Here is a 22996-nt window from a genome sequence, read left to right on the forward strand (position 1 = left end):
ATCAGAGATCCCAGTTGCCGATGTCGGCATCCAGGTCGCTGCCGCCCTGCTTGCCGTCGCGCCCCAGGGAATAGAGATCGAAGGCCCCCTTGGTACCTGGCGCCAGGTACTGATAGACGTTGCCCCAGGGATCGACCGGCAGGCGCTTGAGGTAGCCATCCTTGCTCCAGTTCTTCGCCGGCGGGTTGCCGGAAGGCTTCTGCACCAGGGCCTCGAGCCCCTGCTGGGTGCTCGGGTAGCTGTGGTTGTCCAGCTTGTACATGTCCAGCGCGGCGCCGATGGCGCGGATATCGTTCTGTGCCGCGGTGACCTTGGCCTGGTCCGGCCGGCTCATCACCTGCGGCACCACCAGGGCGGCGAGAATCCCGAGGATCACCACCACCACCATGATTTCGATCAGCGTAAAACCTGCCTGACGCTTGTTCACCTGCTTACCCCACCAACTGATTGAGAGAGAGAATCGGCAGCAGGATGGCCAAGACTATGACCAGCACCACCGCCCCCATGAAGACCAGCATGAACGGCTCGAACAACCCGACCAGCAGCGCCACCTGGGCCCCCAGATCGCTCTCCTGATTGCGCGCCGTGCGCGCGAGCATCTGGTCCAGCTCGCCGGAGCGCTCGCCGCTGGCGATCATATGCAGCATCATCGGTGGGAACTGCCCGCTCGCCTCCAGCGCCCGCGTCAGGCTGCCGCCCTCGCGGACCTTCTGCGCCGCCACCACCACCTGGGCACGGATCACCCGGTTGGCGATCACCTCGGCGCCGATCGCCAGGGCCTCCACCAGGGGCACGCCGCTGCGGGTGAGGATCGCCAGGGTCGAGGCGAAGCGGGCGCAGTCGGTGGCGCGGATCAACCGCCCGAACAATGGCAGGCGCAGCAGCAGGGCATGCCAGCGCAGCTTCACCGCCTCGTCGCGCAGCGCCCAGCGCAAGGCGAAGAAGCCCAGCGCCAGCAGGATCAGCACCAGCCAGGCCCAGCCCTTGACCCAGTCGCTCAGGGCGATCAGGCCGCGGGTCAGGGCCGGCAGGGTCTGCCCGGAATCGACGAATACCCGCACCACATCCGGCACCACGTAGCCGAGCAGGAAGCCGACGATCAACAGCGAGGCACACATCAGGATCAACGGATAGAGCAGCGCCAGCTGGATCTTCTGCCGCGACTGCTGGCGCTGCTCGGTGTAGTCGGCCAGTTGCTCGAGCACCGGGCCGAGGTGGCCGGCGTGCTCGCCGGCCGCCACCGTGGCGCGGTACAGCTCGGGGAAGGCCGCGGGAAATTCCTTCAGGCTGTCGGCCAGGCCGTGGCCCTCCAGCACCCGGGCGCGCACCGCCAGCAGCATGCCCTGGATCCGCGGCGCACTGGCCTGGGCCGCGGCGGCGCGCAGCGCCTCCTCGACCGGCAGGGCCGCCTGGATCAGGGTGGCCAGCTGGCGGGTCAGCAAGGCCAGGTCGCGAGCCGAGAGGCCGCGGACGAAGCTGAAGTGTCCGCCGCCGGCCTGCTCGCGGGTGCGCGTGGCCGTCACCTCCAGGGGCGCCAATTGACGTTCGCGCAGCAACTGACGCACCTGCCGGGCACTGTCGGCCTCCAGCACGCCTTTCTGCTGGCGCCCCTTGCGGTCGAGGGCGAGGTATTCGAAGGCCGCCATTACTCTTCCAGGGTCACGCGCAGCACTTCTTCCAGGCTGGTGACCCCCTCCAGCACCTTGCGCCGGCCATCTTCGCGGATACTCGGCCCCAGCGTGCGGGCATGCCGGGCCATGTCCTGCTCGGAGGCGACGTTGTGGATCAGGGTGCGCAGGTGATCGTCGAACACCACCAGCTCGTAGATTCCGGTTCGGCCTCGATAACCCTGCTGGTGGCAGGCGCCGCATCCACGCGCGCGGTGCAGGGTGAGCGGCGGCTCCGGCGTCACGCCGAGCTTGGCGCATTCGGCGGCATCGGCCCGGTAGGCCTCCTTGCACTGCGGACAGAGCACGCGCACCAGTCGCTGGGCCAGCACACCAAGCAGCGAGGACGACAGCAGGAAGGGTTCGACGCCCATGTCCACCAGGCGGGTGATGGCGCCGATCGCGCTGTTGGTATGCAGGGTCGAGAGCACCAGGTGGCCGGTCAGGGAAGCCTGCACGGCGATCTCGGCGGTTTCCTTGTCGCGGATCTCGCCGACCATCACCACGTCCGGGTCCTGGCGCAGAATGGCGCGCAAGCCGCGGGCGAAGGTCATGTCGACCTTGGTGTTGACCTGGGTCTGGCCGATGCCCTCGAGGTTGTACTCGATCGGGTCTTCCACCGTGAGGATGTTGCGCGTGCGGTCGTTGAGGCTGACCAGGCTGGCATACAGCGTAGTGGTCTTGCCCGAGCCCGTGGGACCGGTGACCAGGAGGATGCCGTGGGGCCTGCGCACGGTCTCCTCCATCAGCTGGCGATCGCGCGCGCTCATGCCCAGATGCTCCAGGGTCAGGCGCCCGGCCTGCTTGTCCAGCAGGCGCAGGACCACGCGCTCGCCGTTGGCCGAAGGCAGGGTGGAAACGCGAATGTCCACTTCGCGGCCACCGACCTTCAGGGAGATCCGCCCATCCTGAGGCACGCGTTTCTCGGCGATGTCCAGGCGCGCCATGACCTTGATCCGCGACACCAGTAACGCCGCCAGTTCACGCTTGGGCTCGAGGACCTCGCGCAGGATGCCGTCGACGCGAAAACGCACCACCAGGCGCCGCTCGAAGGTTTCCAGGTGAATGTCCGAGGCATTTTCCTTGATCGCCTCGCCGAGAATGGCGTTGATCAGGCGGATGATCGGCGCGTCGTCTTCCTGCTCCAGCAGGTCCTCGGTCTCCGGTACCTGTTCGGCCAGGGCCGCCAAGTCCAGGCTGCCGCCGATGTCCTCGGCCAATTGCATGGATGCCGAGTCATGCTGATAGGCCTTGCCCAGCGCCTGCTCGAAGGCCTCCTGCGACAGCGCGCGCAGCGCCAGCTGACGGCCGACGAAGCGTTGCGCCTCGGCCAACGCCACCAACTCGGCGCCCGGCCGGTGGGCCAGACAGGGCGGGTCGGCCTCGGCCAACAGCACCACGCCGTGGCGCTTGGCGAAGCTGAACGGCAGACGGCGCAGGGGCGCGTCATTGAGCAAAGCGTTCATCCTGGACGAACCTTAGGCGGTAACGTGACGCACGTATCATGGTCGTTCCTGACCATTATGCAGCCGCGGTTCCGTCGGTTAATGGTGATGAGTTTCCGCTGTAGTACGGACACATTAGGCTATCTTTAGCACATCGCGGCAGCGGGATACACCACCCCGACGGGGGACTGTCAAATGCCTGCGAACTGTCTATCATCGGTGCGCGACACGCACCCCAGAACAAGAATACTCATGGAGTGATGCCCTTGCCCCTGACGGCTGCTCGACGCTGGATGGATCGACACGCCACCACCCTGGCCGGCCTTGCCATCCTTTTGGCCATGAGCATCAGCCTGGCCTGGCAAACCGCGGACTGGCTGCGCCTGATGCGCACGCCACCGGGCATCGACGCCCTCGACTCTCCCCGCCACGCCCCCGCTGCCCTCGCCCAGGGCCTGGAGCTGCTGTTCGGCCGCAGCGCGGTGGACGACGATGCGCCGCCCCCCGCCACCAGCCTGCGCCTCACCCTGCTGGGCAGCTTCGTGCACAGCGACCCGCAGCGCTCCAGTGCCATCATCCGCCAGGACGGCGGCGAGGCGCAGCGTTACGGCGTCGACAGCGAAGTGACCAACGGCGTGCGCCTGCACGCGGTCTATGCCGACCGCGTCGAGCTGCTGCGCAACGGCCGCCGGGAAAGCCTGACCTTCCCCCACAGCCAATCCGGCAACGATGGCTCGAGCTACGTCTCGAGCGAAGCGCCGCCGGACAACCTCGATCAGCTCGACGAGCTGGAGGTCGGCAACCTCGAACAGCTGCGCGAGCGCATGGATGCCCTGCGCGAGCAGATGGAAGCGGCAGGCACCCTGCCGCCGGACGCCGAAATCACCGATCAGACCACAGAAGGCGAATGAACCGATGTCCCCGATTTTCTCGCGACTCACCTTCGCCCTGCTCGCCGCCGGCCTGGCCTTCGGCCCGTTGCCCCTCAGCGCAGCCAACAGCGCGGCGACACCGTCGACCGGACAGCAGGAAGAAAGCTGGACCATCAACCTGAAAGGCGCCGATATCCGCGAGTTCATCGACCAGGTCGCGCAGATCACCGGGCAGACCTTCGTCGTCGACCCACGGGTCAAGGGCCAGGTCAGCGTCGTATCGAGCACGCCGCTGAGCCTCAGCGAGGTCTACCAGCTGTTTCTCTCAGTGATGGCCACCCACGGCTTCAGCGTCATCACCCAGGGCGAGCAGGCGCGCATCGTACCCAACGCCGAGGCCAAGGCCGAGGCGGGACTCGGCCGCGTCGCCCCGGACCGCCTGGAGACCCGCCTGATCCAGGTGCAGCACGGCTCGGCGACCGAGCTGATCCCCCTGCTGCGTCCGCTGGTGCCGCAGTATGGCCACCTAGCCGCGGTGACCTCGGCCAATGCCATCATCATCAGCGACCGCAGCGCCAACATCGCGCGCATCGAGGACCTGCTGCGCCAGCTGGACCAGAAGGGCGAACGCGACTACAGCGTGCTCAACCTGCAGCACGCCTGGGTGATGGACGCCGCCGAGGTACTCAACAGCGCCCTGGACCGGGGCCAGGCCAAGGGCGCCTCCGGCATCCAGGTGATCGCCGACGCGCGCACCAACCGCCTGATTCTCCTCGGCCCTCCGGCGGCCCGGGCCAAGCTGGTGTCCCTGGCCCAATCGCTGGACACGCCCACCAGCCGCTCGGCCAATACCCGGGTCATCCGCCTGCGGCACAACGACGCCAAGGCCCTGGCCGAGACCCTCGGCGACATCTCCGAGGGCCTGAAGAACCAGGAGGATGGGGAAACCGGCGGCAAGCCGCAGAACACCCTGATCCGCGCCGACGAGAGCCTCAACGCCCTGGTGCTGCTGGCCGAACCGGACCTGGTGGCGACCCTGGAGGACATCGTCCGCCAGCTCGATGTACCCCGCGCCCAGGTGATGGTGGAAGCCGCCATTGTCGAGGTCTCCGGCGACATCAGCGACGCCCTCGGCGTGCAGTGGGCGCTGGATGCCCGCGGCGACAAGGGCGGCCTCGGCGGGGTCAATTTCGGCAACACCGGCCTGTCGGTCGGCACCGTGCTGCAGGCCATTCAGGACCAGAAGAACAACGTCGACAATCCTATCCTCAACAACCTGCCCGACGGCGCGATCATCGGCCTGGGCAGCGACCGCTTCGGCGTGCTGGTCACCGCGCTGTCGGCCAATACCAAGAGCAACCTGTTGTCGACTCCCAGCCTGCTGACCCTGGACAACCAAGAGGCGGAGATCCTGGTCGGGCAGAACGTGCCGTTCCAGACCGGCTCCTTCACCACCAGCGCCTCCGGTGCCGACAACCCCTTCACCACCATCGAACGCAAGGATATCGGCGTCACCCTCAGGGTCACCCCGCACATCAACGAGGGCGCCAGCCTGCGCCTGGAGATCGAACAGGAAATCTCCTCGATCGCGCCGACCACCCAGGGGGTCAACGCCGTCGACCTGATCACCAACAAGCGCTCGATCAAGAGCACCATCCTCGCCGAAGACGGCCAGGTCATCGTGCTCGGCGGCCTGATCCAGGACGACATCACGCAAACCGACTCCAAGGTGCCGCTGCTCGGCGACATCCCCTTCCTCGGCCGCCTGTTCCGCTCCAACAAGGACACCCACATCAAACGCAACCTGATGGTGTTCCTGCGCCCCAGCGTGATCCGCGACGCAGCCGGCCTGGCTGCCCTGTCCGGCAAGAAGTACGGCGACATCCGCGTGCTCAGGGATATCCGCGACGACTACCAGGCCGGCGAGCTGCCCCGCGACCCGGTCCAGCTGTTCGACCGCGCGACGGCGCCGGCGGTCGACCTGCGCGAATAGCGCCCCCCCTACGAAAAAAGCCTCGGCAAATGCCGAGGCTTTTTTATCTCGCGAAGACAGCGGCGTGCAGGCTAGAGCGCCGCCAGCCCGCGGGCCAGATCGGCCTTGAGATCGGCGAGGTCTTCCAGGCCCACCGCCACGCGGATCAGGTTGTCGCGGATGCCGGCGTTGGCCCGCTCGGCCGGCGACAGGCGGCCGTGGGAGGTAGTGGCCGGGTGAGCGATGGTGGTCTTGGTGTCGCCCAGGTTGGTGGTGATGGAGATCACCCGCGTGGCGTCGATGAAACGCCAGGCCGCCTCCTTGCCTCCGGCGACCTCGAAGCTGACCACCGCCCCGAAGGCGCGCTGCTGGCGGCGGGCCAGTTCGTGTTGCGGGTGGCTGGGCAGCCCGGCGTAATACACGTGCTCCACACCCGCCTGCTGCTCGAGCCATTCGGCCAGCTGCTGGGCGCTGGCGCAGTGGGCCTGCATGCGTACCCGCAGGGTCTCCAGGCCCTTGAGGAAGATCCAGGCGTTGAACGGGCTCAGGGTCGGCCCGGCGGTACGCAGGAAGCCGACGACCTCCTTCATCAACTCCGCCCTGCCGGCCACCACGCCGCCCATGCCACGGCCTTGGCCGTCGATGTACTTGGTCGCCGAATGCATCACCACATCCGCCCCCAGCTTCAGCGGCTGCTGCAGCGCCGGGGTGCAGAAGCAGTTGTCCACCGCCAGCAGCGCGCCATGCGCGTGGGCGATCTGCGCCAGGGCGTCGATATCCACCAGCTCGGCCAGGGGGTTGGACGGTGACTCGACGAACAGCAGCTTGGTCGTGGGGCGGCACGCCGCCTGCCAGGCATCCAGGTCGGACAGCGCCACATAGTCCACCTCGACGCCGAAGCGCTTGAGGTACTTCTCGAACAGGCTGATGGTCGAGCCGAACACGCTGCGCGACACCAGCACATGGTCGCCGCCGCTGCACAGGCTCATGACGATGGCCAGGATCGCCGACATGCCGGAGGCCGTGGCGACCGCCTGCTCGGCCCCCTCGAGCGCGGCGATGCGCTCCTCGAAGGCGCGCACCGTGGGATTGGTGTAGCGCGAATAGACATTGCCCGGCACCTCGCCGGCGAAACGCGCCGCCGCATCGGCGGCGGTGCGGAACACGTAGCTGGAGGTGGGGAACAACGCCTCGCTGTGTTCGCCCTCCGGCGTGCGATGCTGGCCGGCGCGCACCGCCAGGGTGTCGAAACCGACACCTTCAAGATCGCTGTCCAGCCGCCCGGCTTGCCACTCTTGCGTCATGACCCTCACCTCGATTCCGCCGCCGAAGCCAAGCCTGGCGTGTCGCGACTTAGTTATTGTACAGGTCGATGATCGCGCTGACCGCCTGGGACTTGGCCTTGGTGGCGTCGTTGCGCGCCTGCTCGATCTTGTCCAGGTAGGCCTCGTCGACATCGCCGGTGACGTACTTGCCGTCGAATACCGCACAGTCGAAGTTGTCGATCTTGATCTTCTTGCTACCGCTGACGGCCTCGATCAGGTCCGGCAGGTCCTGATACACCAGCCAGTCGGCGCCGATAAGCTCGCAGACTTCCTCGGTGGTGCGGTTGTGGGCGATCAGCTCATGGGCACTGGGCATGTCGATGCCGTAGACGTTGGGATAGCGCACCGCCGGCGCCGCCGAACAGAAGTAGACGTTCTTCGCGCCGGCCTCGCGGGCCATCTGGATGATCTGCTTGCAGGTGGTGCCGCGCACGATGGAGTCGTCCACCAGCATCACGTTCTTGCCGCGGAACTCCAGCTCGATGGCGTTGAGCTTCTGTCGCACCGACTTCTTGCGCGCGGCCTGGCCGGGCATGATGAAGGTCCGACCGATATAGCGGTTCTTGACGAAACCCTCGCGAAACTTCACGCCCAGGTGGTTGGCCAGCTCCAGCGCCGAGGTGCGGCTGGTATCGGGGATCGGGATGACCACGTCGATGTCGTGCCCGGGACGCTCGCGCTGGATCTTCTCGGCCAGCTTCTCGCCCATGCGCAGGCGCGCCTTGTACACCGAGATGCCGTCCATGATCGAGTCCGGTCGCGCCAGGTAGACGTGCTCGAAGATGCACGGCGAATAGCGCGGGTTCTCCGCGCACTGGCGGGTGAACAGCTTGCCGTCCTCGGTGATGTACACCGCCTCGCCCGGCGCCAGGTCGCGGATCAGGGTGAAGCCGAGCACGTCCAGGGACACGCTCTCGGAGGCGATCATGTATTCGACGCCCTCGTCGGTGTGACGCTGGCCGAAGACGATCGGGCGGATGCCGTTGGGGTCGCGGAAGCCGACGATGCCGTAGCCGGTGATCATCGCCACCACCGCGTAACCGCCACGGCAGCGCTTGTGAACGTCGCTGACCGCGGCGAACACGTCTTCCTCGGTCGGCTGCAACTGGCCGCGCTGGGCCAACTCGTGGGCGAACACGTTGAGCAGCACTTCCGAGTCGGAATTGGTGTTCACATGGCGCAGGTCGGACTCGTAGATTTCCTTGGCCAGCTGCTCGACGTTGGTCAGGTTGCCGTTGTGCGCCAGGGTGATGCCGTAGGGCGAGTTGACGTAGAACGGCTGCGCCTCGGCGGAGCTGGAGCTGCCGGCGGTCGGGTAGCGCACATGACCGATGCCCATGTGGCCGACCAGGCGCTGCATATGGCGCTGCTGGAAGACATCGCGCACCAGGCCGTTGTCCTTGCGCAGGAACAGCCGTCCATCATGACTGGTGACAATACCGGCAGCATCCTGGCCGCGGTGCTGGAGAACGGTGAGCCCGTCATACAGCGCCTGATTGACGTTCGATTTACCGACGATACCGACAATGCCACACATGTGACGCAACCCCTACTTAGTGAAACACGCTGATTCTGAAGGCTCTTACGGCAATCTAGGCTGCAAGAGCTCTTCTTTGAACGGCAACTGCGCCGGAGCGTCGATGCCGTTGGCCAGCCACTCGCTGGACACCCCGAGGATGAGGTTCTTCGACCAGTCCGCAACCATTAGAAAGTGTGGCAACAGTGCCGATTGCCGCCACCATGGGTCCTGCTGCACCGGCGCCAGGCTGAGCAGGCCGACCAGCACCACGACCAGCAGGCCGCCCCGGGCGGCACCGAACACCATGCCGAGAAAGCGGTCGGTGCCGGACAGGCCGGTGACCCGGATCAGTTCACCGATCAGGTAATTGACCAGCGCCCCCACCATCAGGGTGACGACAAACAGGAAGGCACAGGCGGCGATCACGCGCGCCGACGGGGTTTCGATGAATTCCGTGAGGTGCTGCGACAAGGCGCCGCCGAACATCCAGGCGACGACGCCGGCAACGATCCAGGTGAGCAACGACAGGGCTTCCTTGACGAAGCCTCGGCTCAGACTGATCAGACTCGATACGGCGATGATGGCGATGATCGCCCAATCGACCCAGGTAAATGCCACGATTCAGCTACCGACGCAAAAGGCGCTGCATTTTAGCAGAGCCCATGCCTTCGGGTAAGCCGCGGATCAACTGCGCTCCGGCTGAAAGCGCACGACGAAACCGTTGAGCTTGTGCTGGCGCTTGAGTTGATCGCGCAGGCGGTCGGCCTCGGCGCGCTCGATCAGCGGACCGACGAACACCCGGTTCATGCCATCCACGCTGCGGATATAGGCGTTGTAGCCCTGGCTGCGCAGGGTCTTCTGCAGATTCTCGGCACCACTGCGACTGGACAGGCTGGCCAGCTGCACCGACCAACTGAGCGGCAAGCCGTTGGCATCCAGGCGACCGGCAGGGGCCGGCGCCTTCGTGGCGGCAGGCGGCGCGGGGGGCGCCACCACAGCCTCGGGCTCCGCGGCCGGCGCCGCGACGGCGACCGGATCGCCGGAGCCCTGTACTTCTGCCTGTTCCGGCACCGGCTCTTCCGGCAGGACCTGCGGCTCCGGCACGCCGACCGGCTGCATCTCGATCTGCGGCATGGCCGGTGCCTCGGGCATGGCCGGGGCGTCGACCACCACCTGGCGCAGCTCGTCCTGGCGCGACAACAGCATCGGCAGGAAGATCACCGCCAGCGCCAGCAGCACCAGGGCACCGACCATCCGCTGTTTCAGCCCCTTATCCAGCAAAGCCATCCTGCACTTCCCCCGTGGCATGGCGGGCCAGCCAGTCCAGGGCCTCGGCCACGCAGTAAAAAGAACCGAACAAGAGGATTTCATCCCCCGCAGCGGCGCGCTCGCACTGCGCCAGCAGCGCCGACTGCACGTCGGCATGGGCACTCACCGACGCGGCGCCATTGCGCAATTGCGCTTCCAGCTCGGCAACCGGGCGGCTACGGGCGGTGGCTAGCGGCGTCACCGCCCAGTGCGCAATCTCGCCCAATAGCGGCGTCACCACCCCTGCCAAGTCCTTGTCAGCCAGCAGACCGAACACCGCCAGGCGCCGGCCAGGCGCTGGCCGGGCCGCCAATCGTTGCGCCAGGTACTCGGCGGCATGGGGATTATGCCCAACATCCAGCAGCAACGTCAGTGGTTTGCCCCGCCAATTCAGCACTCGCCGGTCCAGGCGCCCGGTGACCCGGGTCCGCCCCAGGGCGCCGGCAATCCGCTCGGTCTGCCAGGGCAGGTCCAGCAGGGCGAACGCTTGCAACGCCAGGGCGGCATTCTCCATCGGCAGGTCCAGTAGCGGTAGCCGCTCGAGCTGCAGCCGTTCGCCACGGCGGTTCAGCCCGGACCAGGCCCAATGCTCGGCGCCGACACTGAGGTCGTAATCGCGCCCCCGCAGGAAGAACGGGGCCGCCAGCAGCGCCACCCGATCCAAGAGGGGTTGCGGTGGCTGCGGATCGCCGCACAGGGCCGGTTTTCCGGCACGAAAGATTCCGGCCTTTTCGAAGGCGACCGACTCACGGGTGTCGCCGAGCCAGTCGGCATGATCCAACCCGATGCTGGTGACCAGGGCCAGGTCGGCATCGACCAGGTTGACCGCATCGAGCCGCCCGCCCAGCCCCACCTCCAGCACCACGGCATCCAGGACCGCCCGCTGGAACAGCCAGAAGGCCGCCAGCGTACCCATCTCGAAATAGGTCAGGGAGATCTCGCCGCGCGCCGCCTCTACCGCGGCGAAGGCCTCGCAGAGCGCAGCATCGCTGGCTTCGTCGCCGGTGATCTGTACCCGCTCGTTGTAGCGCAGCAGGTGCGGCGAGCTGTACACCCCGACCCGCAGCCCCTGCTCCCGCAGCAGGGCCGCGAGGAAGGCGCAGGTAGATCCCTTGCCGTTGGTGCCGGTGACGGTAATCACCAGAGGCGCCGGCTTGGCCAGGGCCAGGCGCTGCGCCACCGCCCTGGAACGCTCCAGCCCCATGTCGATCGCCGAGGGGTGCAGCTGCTCCAGATAGGCCAGCCAGTCGGCCAGGCTGCGCTCGGTCATGCCGTGGCCGGAAGGGCAGCCGGGGACGGCAAGCGCATCAGCTGTGCGAGCAGTCGAGCCAGGCGCGGACGCAGCTCGGCGCGCGGGATGATCATGTCGATGGCGCCATGCTCGAGGAGGAACTCGCTGCGCTGGAAGCCTTCCGGCAGCTTCTCGCGCACCGTCTGCTCGATCACCCGCGGACCGGCGAAGCCGATCAGGGCCCGCGGCTCGGCGACGATCACATCGCCGAGCATCGCCAGGCTGGCGGACACGCCACCATAGACCGGGTCGGTCAGCACGGAGATGAACGGAATGCCCTCCTCGCGCAGACGCGCCAGCGCCGCCGACGTCTTGGCCATCTGCATCAGGGAGATCAGCGCCTCCTGCATGCGCGCACCGCCGGAGGCGGAGAAACAGACCAGCGGGCAACGCTGCTCCAGGGCCACATTGGCCGCACGCACGAAACGCTCGCCGACGATCGCCCCCATGGAGCCGCCCATGAAGGAGAACTCGAAGGCGCAGGCCACCACCGGCATCTTTTCCAGGGTGCCGCGCATGGCAACCAGCGCATCCTTCTCGCCGGTCTGCTTCTGCGCCGACACCAGGCGGTCCTTGTACTTCTTGCTATCGCGGAATTTCAGGCGATCGACCGGTTCCAGATCGGCACCGATCTCCTCGCGACCCTCGGCATCCAGGAAGATATCCAGGCGCACGCGTGCATCGATGCGCATGTGATGGTTGCACTTGGGGCAGACATCCAGGGTCTTTTCCAACTCGGGCTTGTACAGCACCGCATCGCAGGAGCGGCACTTGTGCCAGAGCCCCTCGGGCACCGAACTCTTCTTGACCTCGGAACGCATGATCGATGGGATCAGTTTGTCTACCAACCAGTTGCTCATGCTCTTCACTCTCCAAAGCAGTGGGCTCGAACATGCCTGTGGCACAAGGCCTTTGCGGCATACCCAAGCGAATTCACGGATGCGATCCAGACAGCGGCCGGCGCCTGCTCCCGACAGCCAGCAACGACCGTCGGCGATACACCAATACCCGCCAGCCAACCTCGACCGCCAAAGGCGCTCATTACAACACCTGCAACAGGGCTATGGACGGCCGACCCTGCAGTGCCGTCACATCAACGGTGCAATCGACTCAGGCGCCCCTGACCGCACGCACAAAGGCGCGAACCTTGTCGGCATCCTTGATGCCCTTGGCCGCCTCCACCCCGCCGCTGACGTCGACCCCATAGGGCTTGACCTGGGCAATGGCCCCGGCCACGTTCGCCGGAGTCAGGCCACCCGCCAGGACGACCGGCTTGGCCAGATCATGGGGCACCAGGGACCAGTCGAACGCCTCGCCAGTACCGCCAGGCACCCCCGCCACGTAGGTGTCCAGCAAAATCCCCGCGGCACCGGCGTAAGGCGCTATTCGCGCCGCGATATCATCCCCCGGCCTGACCCGCAGGGCCTTGATATAGGGGCGCCCCACGGCCTCGCAGAAGGACGCCGGCTCATCGCCATGAAACTGCAGCAGGTCCAGCGGCACCGCGCCGAGTACCTCGCTCAACGCGGCCGAGCCGGCATCGACGAACAGGCCCACGGTGGTCACGAAGGGCGGCAGCGCCGCGATGATCGCCCGCGCCTGCGCCACGCTGACCGCGCGCGGGCTCTTGGCATAGAACACCAGGCCGATTGCGTCCGCACCGGCTTCGGCGGCGATCAGTGCATCCTCTATGCGGGTAATCCCACAGATCTTGCTGCGAACGACTGGCAACGGGCGAGACCTCCGACAAAGCATCGATGCTAGCAAATGACTGCCTGGGCGTCAGCCGCCACATCCGGCAAACCGGACAGGAAATGTGGCCCGAGATAACGCCTGGGGAGCTCGAACTCCTCCGGGTAGTCGACCTGCACCAGATACAGCCCATAGGGGTGGGCGGTAACGCCGCCGGTGCGTCGCACCCGACTCTCGAGCACCTCGGCCGCCCACTCCACCGGCCGTTCCCCGGCACCTATGGCCATCAGCACGCCGGCGATGTTACGCACCATGTGATGCAGGAATGCATTGGCACGGATATCCAGCACGATGAAACGACCATGCTCGAGCAGCTGCAGATGATGCACCGTCTTCACCGGCGACTTGGCCTGGCACTGGCGCGCGCGAAAGGCGCTGAAGTCATGGGTGCCCACCAGCGCCCTGGCCGCTTCGCGCATCGGCTCGATGTCCAGCGGCCGATGATTCCAGGTGACCTCTTCGGCCATATGCGCCGGGCGGATCTGATCGTTGTAGATCACATAGCGGTAGCGCCGGGCCATGGCACAGAAACGTGCATCGAAATGCGCCGGCATGAGCTTGGCCCAGGTCACGCTGATATCCGCGGGCAAGTTCATATTCGCCCCCATGACCCAGGAATGCATGGAGCGCGAGACAGTGGTGTCGAAATGCACCACCTGGGCACTGGCATGCACCAGGGCGTCGGTGCGACCGGCGCAGCTCAGGGTCACCGGCGCGCCGCCGGCCACCTTGGACAGGGCCTTCTCCAGGGCCGCCTGGATCGACGGCACCCCGGCGCGCTGACGCTGGAAGCCGCGATAGCGCGATCCCTTGTACTCGACGCCCAGGGCGATCTTGAAAATGCCAACGGCAGCCGAGTCGGCTGCCGCTGCGGGTAATGCGTCAGACATGTATCAAACCAATTTGGCGATCAACTCTCGCGCTTCCTGTTGCTGACCTTCGTCCCCCTCGGCGACCACCTCATCGAGAATGTCGCGGGCACCCTCGGCGTCGCCCATGTCGATATAGGCGCGAGCCAGATCGAGCTTGGTCGCTGTCTCATCGGTGCCGGACAGAAAGTCGAAATCATCGTCCTCCTCCAGATCCGCCAGCGGCGCCGGAGGCTCGGAATCGGCTGCTTCGGCGGACTCGGCGGGCTGTCCCAGGCTGGCCGACAACTGATCCAGCTCGGCCGTCACCTCGTCGAGCTGCGCGGCGAAGTCGTCGGAACGGCTCTCCACCTGCTCGTCATCCAGGGACAAATCGAAGTCGGCCGGCAAGTCGAGTTCGCTCTCGCCATCCGCCTCCGGAAGATCCCCTAGCAGATCGCCGAGCGCATCGGCTGCAGGCGCCGGGACAGGCTCCTCTTCGCCAAGACCGAGGAGGAACTCCTCTTCTTCGGCTGTCGCGGCCTCGCCCCCGGCTTCCAGGTCCAGGCTGAAGTCGGCCAGCTCACCGCCCAGCTGGAGTGGCTCCTCGGTCGCATCATCCAGGCTCAGGTCGAAGCCCAGGTCATCGTCGTCACCGGCCACCGGCCCTGCCGGGGACTCGACATCCAGTTCGAGATCCAGGGACAACGCCTCCTGCTCCCCAGACTGATCCCCCAAGGCTGCCGCCTGCAGATCGCGGTCGAGCTCGCTTTCCAGGTCATCCAGACTCAGATCGAATTCGTCATCCAGGTCGCCCATGGAAGAAGCCTCGGTCGGCTCCTCAAGGGTCAGGTCGTCGAGACTGAAGCTGTCCAGCTCGTCATCGGCGCCAGCGGCGGCAGTAGCCGCCACGGCGGCGCCGGCGAAGGCGGCCATGGCCGGGTAACGGACCTTGAGCTGATCGACCTCGGCAGCGGCGCCGCCAATTTCACGCAGCTCGCCTTCCTGGCGGGCGAAACCCTCGCGATCACCCAGCTCGGCGTAGACTTCCATCAACTTGAGCCGCAGATCCCCACGCTGCGGCTCGTCGTTGATCGCATTGGCCAACAGCTCGGCAGCCTGATTGAAGCGCCCGTAGGCGATATAGATATCCGCCTCGCCCAAGGCATCGGCGGTCTGCGCGGTGACACGCTGCTCAGCAGGAGCCGCGCTCGGCTCGTCGTCCGGCATATCGGGAAACGCCTCGAACCCTTCGGCCGCCTGCTGCATATCCTGGTCGAAAATATTCTCATCACTCGCGGCTGCCTGACTGGCCTGCAGCTCCGCTTCCTTCTGCGCGTTACGCCGCGACAGCATCATCAGGCCGACCAGCAACACCAGCAAGGCGCCGCCACCGGCGGCGCCCAGCAACATGGGGTTGGCCAACAGATCGTCCAGGGTACCGAGCTGCGGTTGCTCCTCCACCGCCGGCGCTGCTGCCGGCAGCTCGGCCGTCGATGCCGGAGCAGCGGGAGCCTCGACCACCGGAGCCGGTGCGACAGGGGCAGCGACGGGCTCGGGCTGCTGGATACTGGTTTGCGCAGCCGGAGCAGGTTCAGCGGCCGGCTCGTCGTCGTAGTTGTAATCGGCGGCCGGCTCCGACGGCGCGACCAGCGCCTCCGGCTGAGCGGCGCCAGCCTCTACCGGCTCGGCGCTGACCGGCTCTTCGACTGCCGCGGCAGGGGCAGCCGGTGCCGCCTCGGCGGCCTGGGACTGGCCTTGCGCGGCGAGATCCGCCTGCAGCTTGGCCAGTTGATCGTCCTTCAGCTGGATCAGGCGCTGCAGCTTGTCCAGCTGTCCCTGCAGATCGCCCATGCGCCCTTTCAACTCTTCGTTTTCGCGGCGGGTCGAATCGAGGCTCTCCTGGGTGACCGCCAGCTTGTCGGCCAGCACCTTGCTATCGGCCGCCCCCCGGTCGCCGCCACTGCTGGCCTGGCCACCTTCGGCGGATACCAGCTTGAGGCTGTCCTGGACCTTGACCTGGGCCGGAGCGGCGCCGGCGGTGCTGCGCTTGGTCGCGTCCAGCTGCCGAGCCGCAACGCCACGGCCTTCGCGCCAGGCGGCATTCTGACTGGCAACCTGGGCAATGGCCTCGGCCTGGGAGCGGCGCTGGAGCTGCTGCTCATCCGGCAGACGAAGCACCTGGCCGCTTTTCATGCGATTGATATTGCCGCCGATAAAGGCGTCCGGATTCAGATCCTGAATCGCCAGCATGGCCTGATGCACGGTGCCGCCTGGCACGCGTCGAGCGATTTCCCACAGGGTGTCGTTGGCCGTGGTCTTGTATTCGTTACCCACCCTCGTACCGGACGTCGCAGGCGTCGTCGACGGCGCGGCTTGTGCCGCCGGGCGAGGCGCCGCCGGCGCCTGTGGACGCGGAGCCGGAGCCGCAACCGGCAGCTGCGGAGCGGCCGCTACCGCGGTTTGCGGGGAGTAGAGGGGCGGATCGAGCAGCAGGGTGTATTCGCGCAGCAGGCGACCATTGGGCCACAGCACTTCCACCAGGAAATTCAGATACGGCTCGCGCACCGGTTTGCTCGACGTCACCCGGATCACACTCTTGCCATTGGGCTTGAGGACCGGGGTGAACTTCAGGTCGGTCAGGAAGTACTGGCGGTCGACGCCAGCCCTGGTGAACTCTTCAGGAGCCGCCAGGCTCGGCAGGACCTCATTGGAGGCGAGATCGCGCACTTCCAACAATTCGATCTCAGCCACCAATGGCTGATTCAGCGCCGATTGCAGGGTTACTTCCCCCAGCCCTAGCGCGTGCGCCATACCGGAGGACAGTGCCGAAGCAGCTGCGATTGCCAGCACCAGTTTGCGAACCCGAACCATAGCGATATCCCTTGTTTTATCTTTTTCTCGGTAACCGAGAGGGTCTTGTAAATCGCTGCCTGCATCCGCCCGGAGGCGACTCCCCATGCAGCAATCAACTCAGCCAGTATTGCCAAGCTCGAAAGATTCTTCAAATTTCAGGGTAAGTATCTTTGACAGATAGTGTTTTATCAATCACTCGCCCAGTTGCACGGCGTTCGAGGCCGCGCCTTTTCTTACATTATCAGACGCAATCCACAAATTGAGCCCAGCGGAGTCACTCCATGGCGACGGCCCGCCAATCAGGCGCGAGCCCGCCATAGCCGGATAATCGCCGCCCCGGCAGGCCCGAGGCTTGATCCGCCTCGCAAGACGGGTGAAATAGATGTCCCTTCCAGATGCGGAGCCCTGCCACCACGGCGGCCGCTTGGCCACTCCATCGACCACGCCTCCCCCGCCAACGCAGTCGCAGGCCCCGCCCGGCACTCGATCGCCGAGCGCCGCCAAAGCAAAGGAGCGGGGCCGCCTGTCGATCGAGACCCAGTTCGATCACAGGCAGCACCCGCCCCTTTTCACAGCACCGGCGAGGCCCGACCGAATCGGCCAGGCCCAGCGACTCAGCGCTCCAGCAGGATCCGCAGCATGCGCCGCAGCGGCTCGGCCGCGCCCCACAGCAGCTGGTCGCCCACGGTGAAAGCGCCCAGGTAGTGCGAGCCCATGTTCAGCTTGCGCAGGCGACCGACCGGTACGCTGAGGGTACCGGTGACAGCCGTCGGGCCCAGTTCGCGGATGCTCGCCTCGCGCTGGTTCGGCACCAGCTTGACCCAGGGATTGTGCTGGCTGATCAGGCCCTCGATATCGGACAGCGGCACATCCTTGTTCAGCTTGATGGTCAGCGCCTGGCTGTGGCAACGCATGGCGCCGATGCGCACACAGATGCCGTCCACCGGAATCGGGCTCTTGAAGCGACCGAGGATCTTGTTGGTCTCGGCCTGGGCCTTCCACTCCTCGCGGCTCTGCCCGTTCGGCAGCTCCTTGTCGATGTAGGGGATCAGGCTGCCGGCCAGCGGCACGCCGAAGTTGTCCACCGGGAAGGCCTCGCCACGCATGGCCTCGGCTACCTTGCGGTCGATGTCGAGGATGGCGCTGGCCGGGTCGGCCAGATCGTCGGCTACCGCGCCGTTGATCGCGCCCATCTGCCTGATCAGCTCGCGCATGTTCTGCGCGCCGGCGCCACTGGCGGCCTGGTAGGTCATGGCGCTCATCCACTCGACCACGCCGGCCTCGTACAGGCCACCCAGGGCCATCAGCATCAGGCTGACGGTACAGTTGCCGCCGATGTAGTTCTTCGTGCCGGCATCGAGGGACTGGTCGATCACCTTGCGGTTGACCGGGTCCAGCACGATGACCGAGTCATCGGCCATGCGCAGCGAGGACGCCGCGTCGATCCAGTAGCCCTGCCAGCCGGCCTCGCGCAGCTTGGGGAAGACCTCGCTGGTGTAGTCGCCGCCCTGGCAGGTGAGGATCACGTCCAGACCCTTCAGCTCGTCGATGCTGTAGGCGTCCTTCAGCGGGGCGATGTCCTTGCCGATGGCCGGCCCCTGGCCGCCGACATTGGAGGTGGTGAAGAACACCGGCTCGATCAAGTCGAAATCCCGCTCTTCCAGCATGCGCTGCATGAGTACGGAACCGACCATGCCACGCCAACCGATCAGACCTACACGTTTCATAACGACTACACCTATGTGAACAGACCGCCGGAACCACCCCGGCGAAGCTGGAAGATTACAGACTGCGCAGCGCTTCGACTACCGCATCGCCCATGGTCGCGGTACCGACCCTGGTCATGCCCGCGGAATGGATGTCGCCGGTGCGCAGCCCCTGGTCGAGCACCTTGCTCACCGCGAGTTCGATGGCGTCGGCCGCGGCGCCCTGGTTGAAGCTGTAGCGCAGCATCATCGACACCGACAGGATGGTCGCCAGCGGGTTGGCGATACCCTGCCCCGCGATGTCCGGCGCGCTGCCATGGCACGGCTCGTACATGCCCTTGTTGTCGGCATCCAGCGAGGCCGAGGGCAGCATGCCGATGGAGCCGGTGAGCATGGAAGCCTCATCCGAGAGGATGTCGCCGAACATGTTGTCGGTGACCATCACGTCGAACTGCTTGGGTCCGCGCACCAGCTGCATCGCCGCGTTGTCCACGTACATGTGGCTCAGCTCGACGTCGGGATAGTCCCTGGCCACTTCCTCCACCACGGTGCGCCACAACTGGCTGGAGGCCAGCACGTTGGCCTTGTCCACCGAGCACAGCTTCTTGTTGCGCACCCGAGCCATGTCGAAGCCGACACGGGCGATACGGCGGATCTCGCTCTCGCTGTACGGCAGGGTGTCGTAGGCCATGCGCTCGCCGTTCTCCAACACCTTGCTCTCGCGCGGCTGACCGAAGTAGATGCCGCCGGTCAGCTCGCGGACGATGAGGATATCCAGGCCCGCCACCACCTCCGGCTTCAGCGAGGAGGCATCGGCCAGTTGCGGATAGAGGATGGCCGGGCGCAGGTTGGCGAACAGCCCCAGCTGCGAGCGGATCTTCAGCAGGCCACGCTCCGGGCGCAGGGCCGGGTCGATGGCATCCCACTTGGGTCCGCCGACGGCGCCGAGCAGGATGGCATCGGCGGCACGGGCACGGGCCAGGGTCTCGTCGGCCAGCGGCACGCCGTACTTGTCATAGGCGGCGCCACCCAGCTCGTCGAAGCTCAGCTCGAAGTCCAGGGCGTACTTGTCGTTGGCCAGCTGCAGCACCTTGACCGCCTCGGCCATGATCTCCGGGCCGATGCCATCGCCGGGAAGAACCAGAATCTGCTTGCTCATTGCATTCCTCAATCATGGTGCAAGGCCCGGCCGTTCTGCACCGGGCCTCCATTCGGTGGGTTACGGCCTACGGCCTAACCCACCCTTCAAATTATTTGATCGCGCCGAACAGCCAGGGGCTGCGCTGCCGGTAGCCAGCCTCGAAGGCCTCGATCGCCTCGGCATCCTGCAGGGTCAGGCCGATGTCGTCCAGGCCGTTGAGCAGGCAGTGCTTGCGGAAGGCATCGACCTCGAAGCCGTACTGCTTGCCGTCCGGACGGGTCACGGTCTGCGCCGCCAGGTCGACGGTCAGTTGGTAGCCCTCTTCCGCCTCGCACTGCTGGAACAGTTCATCGACGTCGCGCTCGGCGAGAATGATCGGCAGCAGGCCGTTCTTGAAGCTGTTGTTGTAGAAGATATCGGCGAAACTCGGCGCGATGATGGCGCGGAAACCGTACTCCTCCAGCGCCCAGGGTGCATGCTCGCGGGACGAGCCACAGCCGAAGTTCTCCCGTGCCAGCAACACGCTGGCGCCCTGGTAACGGGGGAAGTTGAGCACGAACTGCGGGTTGACCGGGCGCTGGGAGCAGTCCTGGTTCGGCTGACCGACATCCAGGTAGCGCCACTCGTCGAACAGGTTGGGCCCGAAGCCGCTACGCTTGATCGACTTGAGGAACTGCTTGGGAATGATCTGATCGGTGTCGACATTGGCGCGGTCGAGCGGCGCGACGAGGCCGGCATGCTGGGTAAAGGCTTTCATCATCTAGCTCCTCAGGCCTGGATCAGTTCGCGTACGTCGATGAAGCGGCCGGTCACCGCCGCGGCGGCGGCCATGGCCGGGCTGACCAGGTGGGTACGCCCACCGGCGCCCTGGCGCCCCTCGAAGTTGCGATTGGAGGTGGAGGCGCAATGCTCGCCGCTGCCCAGCTTGTCCGGGTTCATCGCCAGGCACATGGAGCAGCCCGGCTCGCGCCACTCGAAGCCGGCCTCGATGAAGACCTTGTCCAGGCCTTCCGCCTCGGCCTGCGCCTTGACCAGGCCGGAACCCGGCACCACCAGCGCCTGCTTGACCGTCGCCGCCACCTTGCGTCCCTTGGCCACCTCGGCCGCGGCACGCAGGTCCTCGATCCGCGAGTTGGTGCAGGAACCGATGAATACCCGATCCAGCATGATGTCGGTAATCGGCTGATTCGCCGACAGCCCCATATACTTGAGGGCACGGACGATGGAGTCGCGCTTGACCGGGTCGGCCTCGGCCGCCGGGTCCGGCACCTTCTGATCGACCGCCAGGACCATTTCGGGCGAGGTGCCCCAGCTGACCTGCGGCTTGATGTCTTCGGCACGCAACTCGACCTCGGTGTCGAAGCGGGCGTCGGCATCCGACACCAGCTCGCGCCACTGGGCGACGGCCTTGTCCCAGTCCGCGCCCTTGGGTGCGAAGGGGCGACCCTCGACATAGGCGATGGTCTTCTCGTCCACCGCCACCAGGCCGACCCGCGCACCTGCCTCGATCGCCATGTTGCAGATGGTCATGCGCCCTTCCAGGGACAGATCGCGGATCGCGCTGCCGGCGAACTCCAGGGCGTGGCCATTGCCGCCGGCGGTGCCGATCTTGCCGATCACCGCGAGGACTATGTCCTTGGCGGTGACGCCGAAGGGCAGCCGGCCCTCTACCCGCACCTGCATGTTCTTCATCTTCTTGGCCACCAGGCACTGGGTCGCCAGCACATGCTCGACCTCGGAGGTGCCGATGCCGTGGGCCAGGGCACCGAAGGCGCCGTGGGTGGAGGTGTGCGAATCGCCGCAGACCACGGTCATGCCCGGCAGCGTGGCGCCCTGCTCCGGGCCGACCACGTGGACGATGCCCTGGCGGCTGTCGTTCATCTTGAATTCGAGGATGCCGAAGTCGTCGCAGTTCTCGTCCAGGGTCTGCACCTGGATACGCGACACCTCGTCGACGATCGCCTCCAGGCCGCCCTGGCGCTCGGCCTTGGTGGTCGGCACGTTGTGGTCCGGGGTGGCGATGTTGGCGTCGATGCGCCACGGCTTGCGGCCGGCCAGGCGCAGGCCCTCGAAGGCCTGCGGCGAGGTCACCTCGTGGAGGATATGGCGATCGATATAGATCAGCGACGAGCCATCGTCGCGACGCTTCACCTCGTGCATGTCCCAGAGCTTGTCGTAGAGCGTTTTGCCGGCCATCAGCGAATCCCTCATCAGCGTGCTTCTATGCCCGGGCGAATAGCCCTGCGGCTTATGGGGACGATCCTAGGGGCTTGCTTAAAATTACTCAAATTCATATTTTTCATCCATTGGATAACCAATTGGAATCCTTCATGGACCTGGCCACCCTCAACGCCTTTATCGCCATCGCCGAGACCGGCAGCTTCTCGGAAGCCGCCGAGCGCCTGCACCTGACCCAGCCGGCGGTCAGCAAGCGCATCGCCAGCCTGGAACAGCAGTTGAACGTGCGCCTGTTCGACCGCCTCGGCCGCGAGGTGAGCCTGACCGAGGCCGGCCGCGCCCTACTGCCGCGGGCCTACCAAATCCTCAATGTGCTGGACGACACCCGCCGCGCCCTGACCAACCTCAACGGCGAGATCGCCGGCCGCCTGACCCTGGCCACCAGCCACCATATCGGCCTGCACCGCCTGCCGCCCTTGCTGCGCGCCTTCACCCGGGCGCACCCGCAGGTGGCGCTGGACATCCAGTTCCTCGACTCGGAGGTGGCCTACGAGGAGGTCCTGCACGGCCGCGCCGAACTGGCGGTGATCACCCTGGCGCCCGAGACCCGCGAGCCGGTACGCGCCGTGCCGGTCTGGGACGACCCACTGGACTTCGTCGCCGCCCCCGAGCATCCCCTGGCCCGCAGCGGCGGCGTCGAACTGGCCGACGTGGCACGCCACCCGGCGGTGTTTCCCGGCGGCAACACCTTCACCCACCACATCGTCCAACGCCTGTTCGAGGCCCAGGGCCTGACGCCGAACATCGCCATGAGCACCAACTACCTGGAGACCATCAAGATGATGGTGGCCATCGGCCTGGCCTGGAGCGTGCTGCCGCGCACCATGCTCGACGACCAGGTGGCCCGCCTGCCCCTGCCGGGCATTCAACTGTCACGACAGCTGGGCTATATCCTGCACACCGAGCGCACCCTGTCGAACGCCGCGCGGGCCTTCATGGGACTGCTCGACGCCCAGCGCGGCGATCTTGCACCGACCTCCACGCAACGGCTAACGTGAGGCGCATCTCGCCTCGCCGGCACCCGGGAGTGTTCCAACCAGCCCATGCACCAGCGCC

Annotated in this window: 19 protein-coding genes and 1 pseudogene; 3 read left to right on the forward strand and 17 right to left on the reverse strand. The window is 66.3% G+C overall.

The window, feature by feature from the left end:
* Position 1: 1 nt before the first annotated feature.
* Genes gspG through gspE form a run of 3 tightly spaced genes read right to left on the reverse strand, consistent with a single transcriptional unit; the run spans position 2 to position 3133 of the window.
* Positions 2 to 427 (reverse strand): type II secretion system major pseudopilin GspG, encoded by a 426-nt coding sequence (gene gspG / locus I0D00_RS13695; protein WP_213640403.1) that lies wholly within the window; start codon positions 425 to 427, stop codon positions 2 to 4.
* A gap of 4 nt (positions 428 to 431) precedes the next feature.
* The gene (gene xcpS, locus I0D00_RS13700; protein ID WP_213640404.1) at positions 432 to 1646 is read right to left on the reverse strand and encodes a type II secretion system inner membrane protein GspF; all 1215 of its coding nucleotides are present in this window, start codon (positions 1644 to 1646) and stop codon (positions 432 to 434) included.
* Entirely contained in the window at positions 1646 to 3133 is a 1488-nt protein-coding gene (gene gspE, locus I0D00_RS13705; RefSeq protein ID WP_213640405.1) for a type II secretion system ATPase GspE, read from the reverse strand. Before gspE ends, xcpS begins: the two co-directional genes overlap by 1 nt.
* A 239-nt stretch (positions 3134 to 3372) precedes the next feature.
* On the opposite strand from gspE, the gene I0D00_RS13710 reads away from it, so the two are divergent.
* On the forward strand, positions 3373 to 4023 hold the full coding sequence (locus I0D00_RS13710) for a type II secretion system protein N (RefSeq protein WP_213640406.1): 651 nt from the start codon (positions 3373 to 3375) through the stop codon (positions 4021 to 4023).
* A gap of 4 nt (positions 4024 to 4027) precedes the next feature.
* Positions 4028 to 5977 (forward strand): type II secretion system secretin GspD, encoded by a 1950-nt coding sequence (gspD, locus tag I0D00_RS13715; RefSeq protein WP_213640407.1) that lies wholly within the window; start codon positions 4028 to 4030, stop codon positions 5975 to 5977.
* A 71-nt stretch (positions 5978 to 6048) separates the two neighbouring features.
* Here gspD and I0D00_RS13720 read toward each other — a convergent pair whose 3' ends face one another.
* The 14 genes and pseudogenes from I0D00_RS13720 to leuC form a co-directional block, all read right to left on the reverse strand.
* Positions 6049 to 7260, reverse strand: a complete 1212-nt coding sequence (locus tag I0D00_RS13720) for an O-succinylhomoserine sulfhydrylase (RefSeq protein WP_213640408.1) — start codon at positions 7258 to 7260, stop codon at positions 6049 to 6051.
* 49 nt (positions 7261 to 7309) lie between these two features.
* Entirely contained in the window at positions 7310 to 8818 is a 1509-nt protein-coding gene (gene purF, locus I0D00_RS13725) for an amidophosphoribosyltransferase (RefSeq protein WP_213640409.1), read from the reverse strand.
* A 45-nt stretch (positions 8819 to 8863) separates the two neighbouring features.
* The gene (locus I0D00_RS13730; RefSeq protein ID WP_213640410.1) at positions 8864 to 9418 is read right to left on the reverse strand and encodes a CvpA family protein; all 555 of its coding nucleotides are present in this window, start codon (positions 9416 to 9418) and stop codon (positions 8864 to 8866) included.
* Between the two features lie 66 nt (positions 9419 to 9484).
* Positions 9485 to 10087, reverse strand: a complete 603-nt coding sequence (locus tag I0D00_RS13735) for an SPOR domain-containing protein (protein ID WP_213640411.1) — start codon at positions 10085 to 10087, stop codon at positions 9485 to 9487.
* Positions 10071 to 11378: a bifunctional tetrahydrofolate synthase/dihydrofolate synthase gene (gene folC / locus I0D00_RS13740; RefSeq protein WP_213640412.1), complete on the reverse strand. Its 1308-nt coding sequence runs from the start codon at positions 11376 to 11378 to the stop codon at positions 10071 to 10073. Before folC ends, I0D00_RS13735 begins: the two co-directional genes overlap by 17 nt.
* A complete protein-coding gene (gene accD / locus I0D00_RS13745; protein WP_213640413.1) occupies positions 11375 to 12259 on the reverse strand; it encodes an acetyl-CoA carboxylase, carboxyltransferase subunit beta in 885 nt (294 codons plus the stop codon). The genes folC and accD overlap by 4 nt, the downstream gene beginning before the upstream one ends.
* Positions 12260 to 12509: 250 nt before the next feature.
* Entirely contained in the window at positions 12510 to 13130 is a 621-nt protein-coding gene (locus I0D00_RS13750; RefSeq protein WP_213640414.1) for a phosphoribosylanthranilate isomerase, read from the reverse strand.
* Positions 13131 to 13159: 29 nt separating this feature from the next.
* A complete protein-coding gene (gene truA / locus I0D00_RS13755) occupies positions 13160 to 14041 on the reverse strand; it encodes a tRNA pseudouridine(38-40) synthase TruA (RefSeq protein WP_213640415.1) in 882 nt (293 codons plus the stop codon).
* 3 nt (positions 14042 to 14044) lie between these two features.
* Positions 14045 to 16873: a motility hub landmark protein FimV gene (locus I0D00_RS13760; RefSeq protein ID WP_213640416.1), complete on the reverse strand. Its 2829-nt coding sequence runs from the start codon at positions 16871 to 16873 to the stop codon at positions 14045 to 14047.
* A gap of 174 nt (positions 16874 to 17047) precedes the next feature.
* Positions 17048 to 17188, reverse strand: a pseudogene (locus I0D00_RS21885) (aspartate-semialdehyde dehydrogenase); the annotation flags it as partial.
* A gap of 281 nt (positions 17189 to 17469) precedes the next feature.
* Positions 17470 to 18582, reverse strand: coding sequence for an aspartate-semialdehyde dehydrogenase (gene asd, locus I0D00_RS13765; RefSeq protein ID WP_213640417.1), 1113 nt, complete (start codon positions 18580 to 18582; stop codon positions 17470 to 17472).
* 55 nt (positions 18583 to 18637) lie between these two features.
* Positions 18638 to 19720 (reverse strand): 3-isopropylmalate dehydrogenase, encoded by a 1083-nt coding sequence (leuB, locus tag I0D00_RS13770; protein WP_213640418.1) that lies wholly within the window; start codon positions 19718 to 19720, stop codon positions 18638 to 18640.
* Positions 19721 to 19811: 91 nt separating this feature from the next.
* Entirely contained in the window at positions 19812 to 20459 is a 648-nt protein-coding gene (gene leuD, locus I0D00_RS13775) for a 3-isopropylmalate dehydratase small subunit (RefSeq protein WP_213640419.1), read from the reverse strand.
* 11 nt (positions 20460 to 20470) lie between these two features.
* On the reverse strand, positions 20471 to 21898 hold the full coding sequence (gene leuC, locus I0D00_RS13780) for a 3-isopropylmalate dehydratase large subunit (protein WP_213640420.1): 1428 nt from the start codon (positions 21896 to 21898) through the stop codon (positions 20471 to 20473).
* Between the two features lie 134 nt (positions 21899 to 22032).
* On the opposite strand from leuC, the gene I0D00_RS13785 reads away from it, so the two are divergent.
* Complete coding sequence (locus I0D00_RS13785) at positions 22033 to 22938, forward strand: LysR family transcriptional regulator (protein ID WP_213640421.1); 906 nt, start codon at positions 22033 to 22035, stop codon at positions 22936 to 22938.
* The last annotated feature ends 58 nt before the right edge of the window (positions 22939 to 22996 follow it).

This window comes from Pseudomonas lalucatii (genome assembly GCF_018398425.1).
Taxonomy (GTDB): Bacteria; Pseudomonadota; Gammaproteobacteria; order Pseudomonadales; family Pseudomonadaceae; genus Aquipseudomonas; species Aquipseudomonas lalucatii.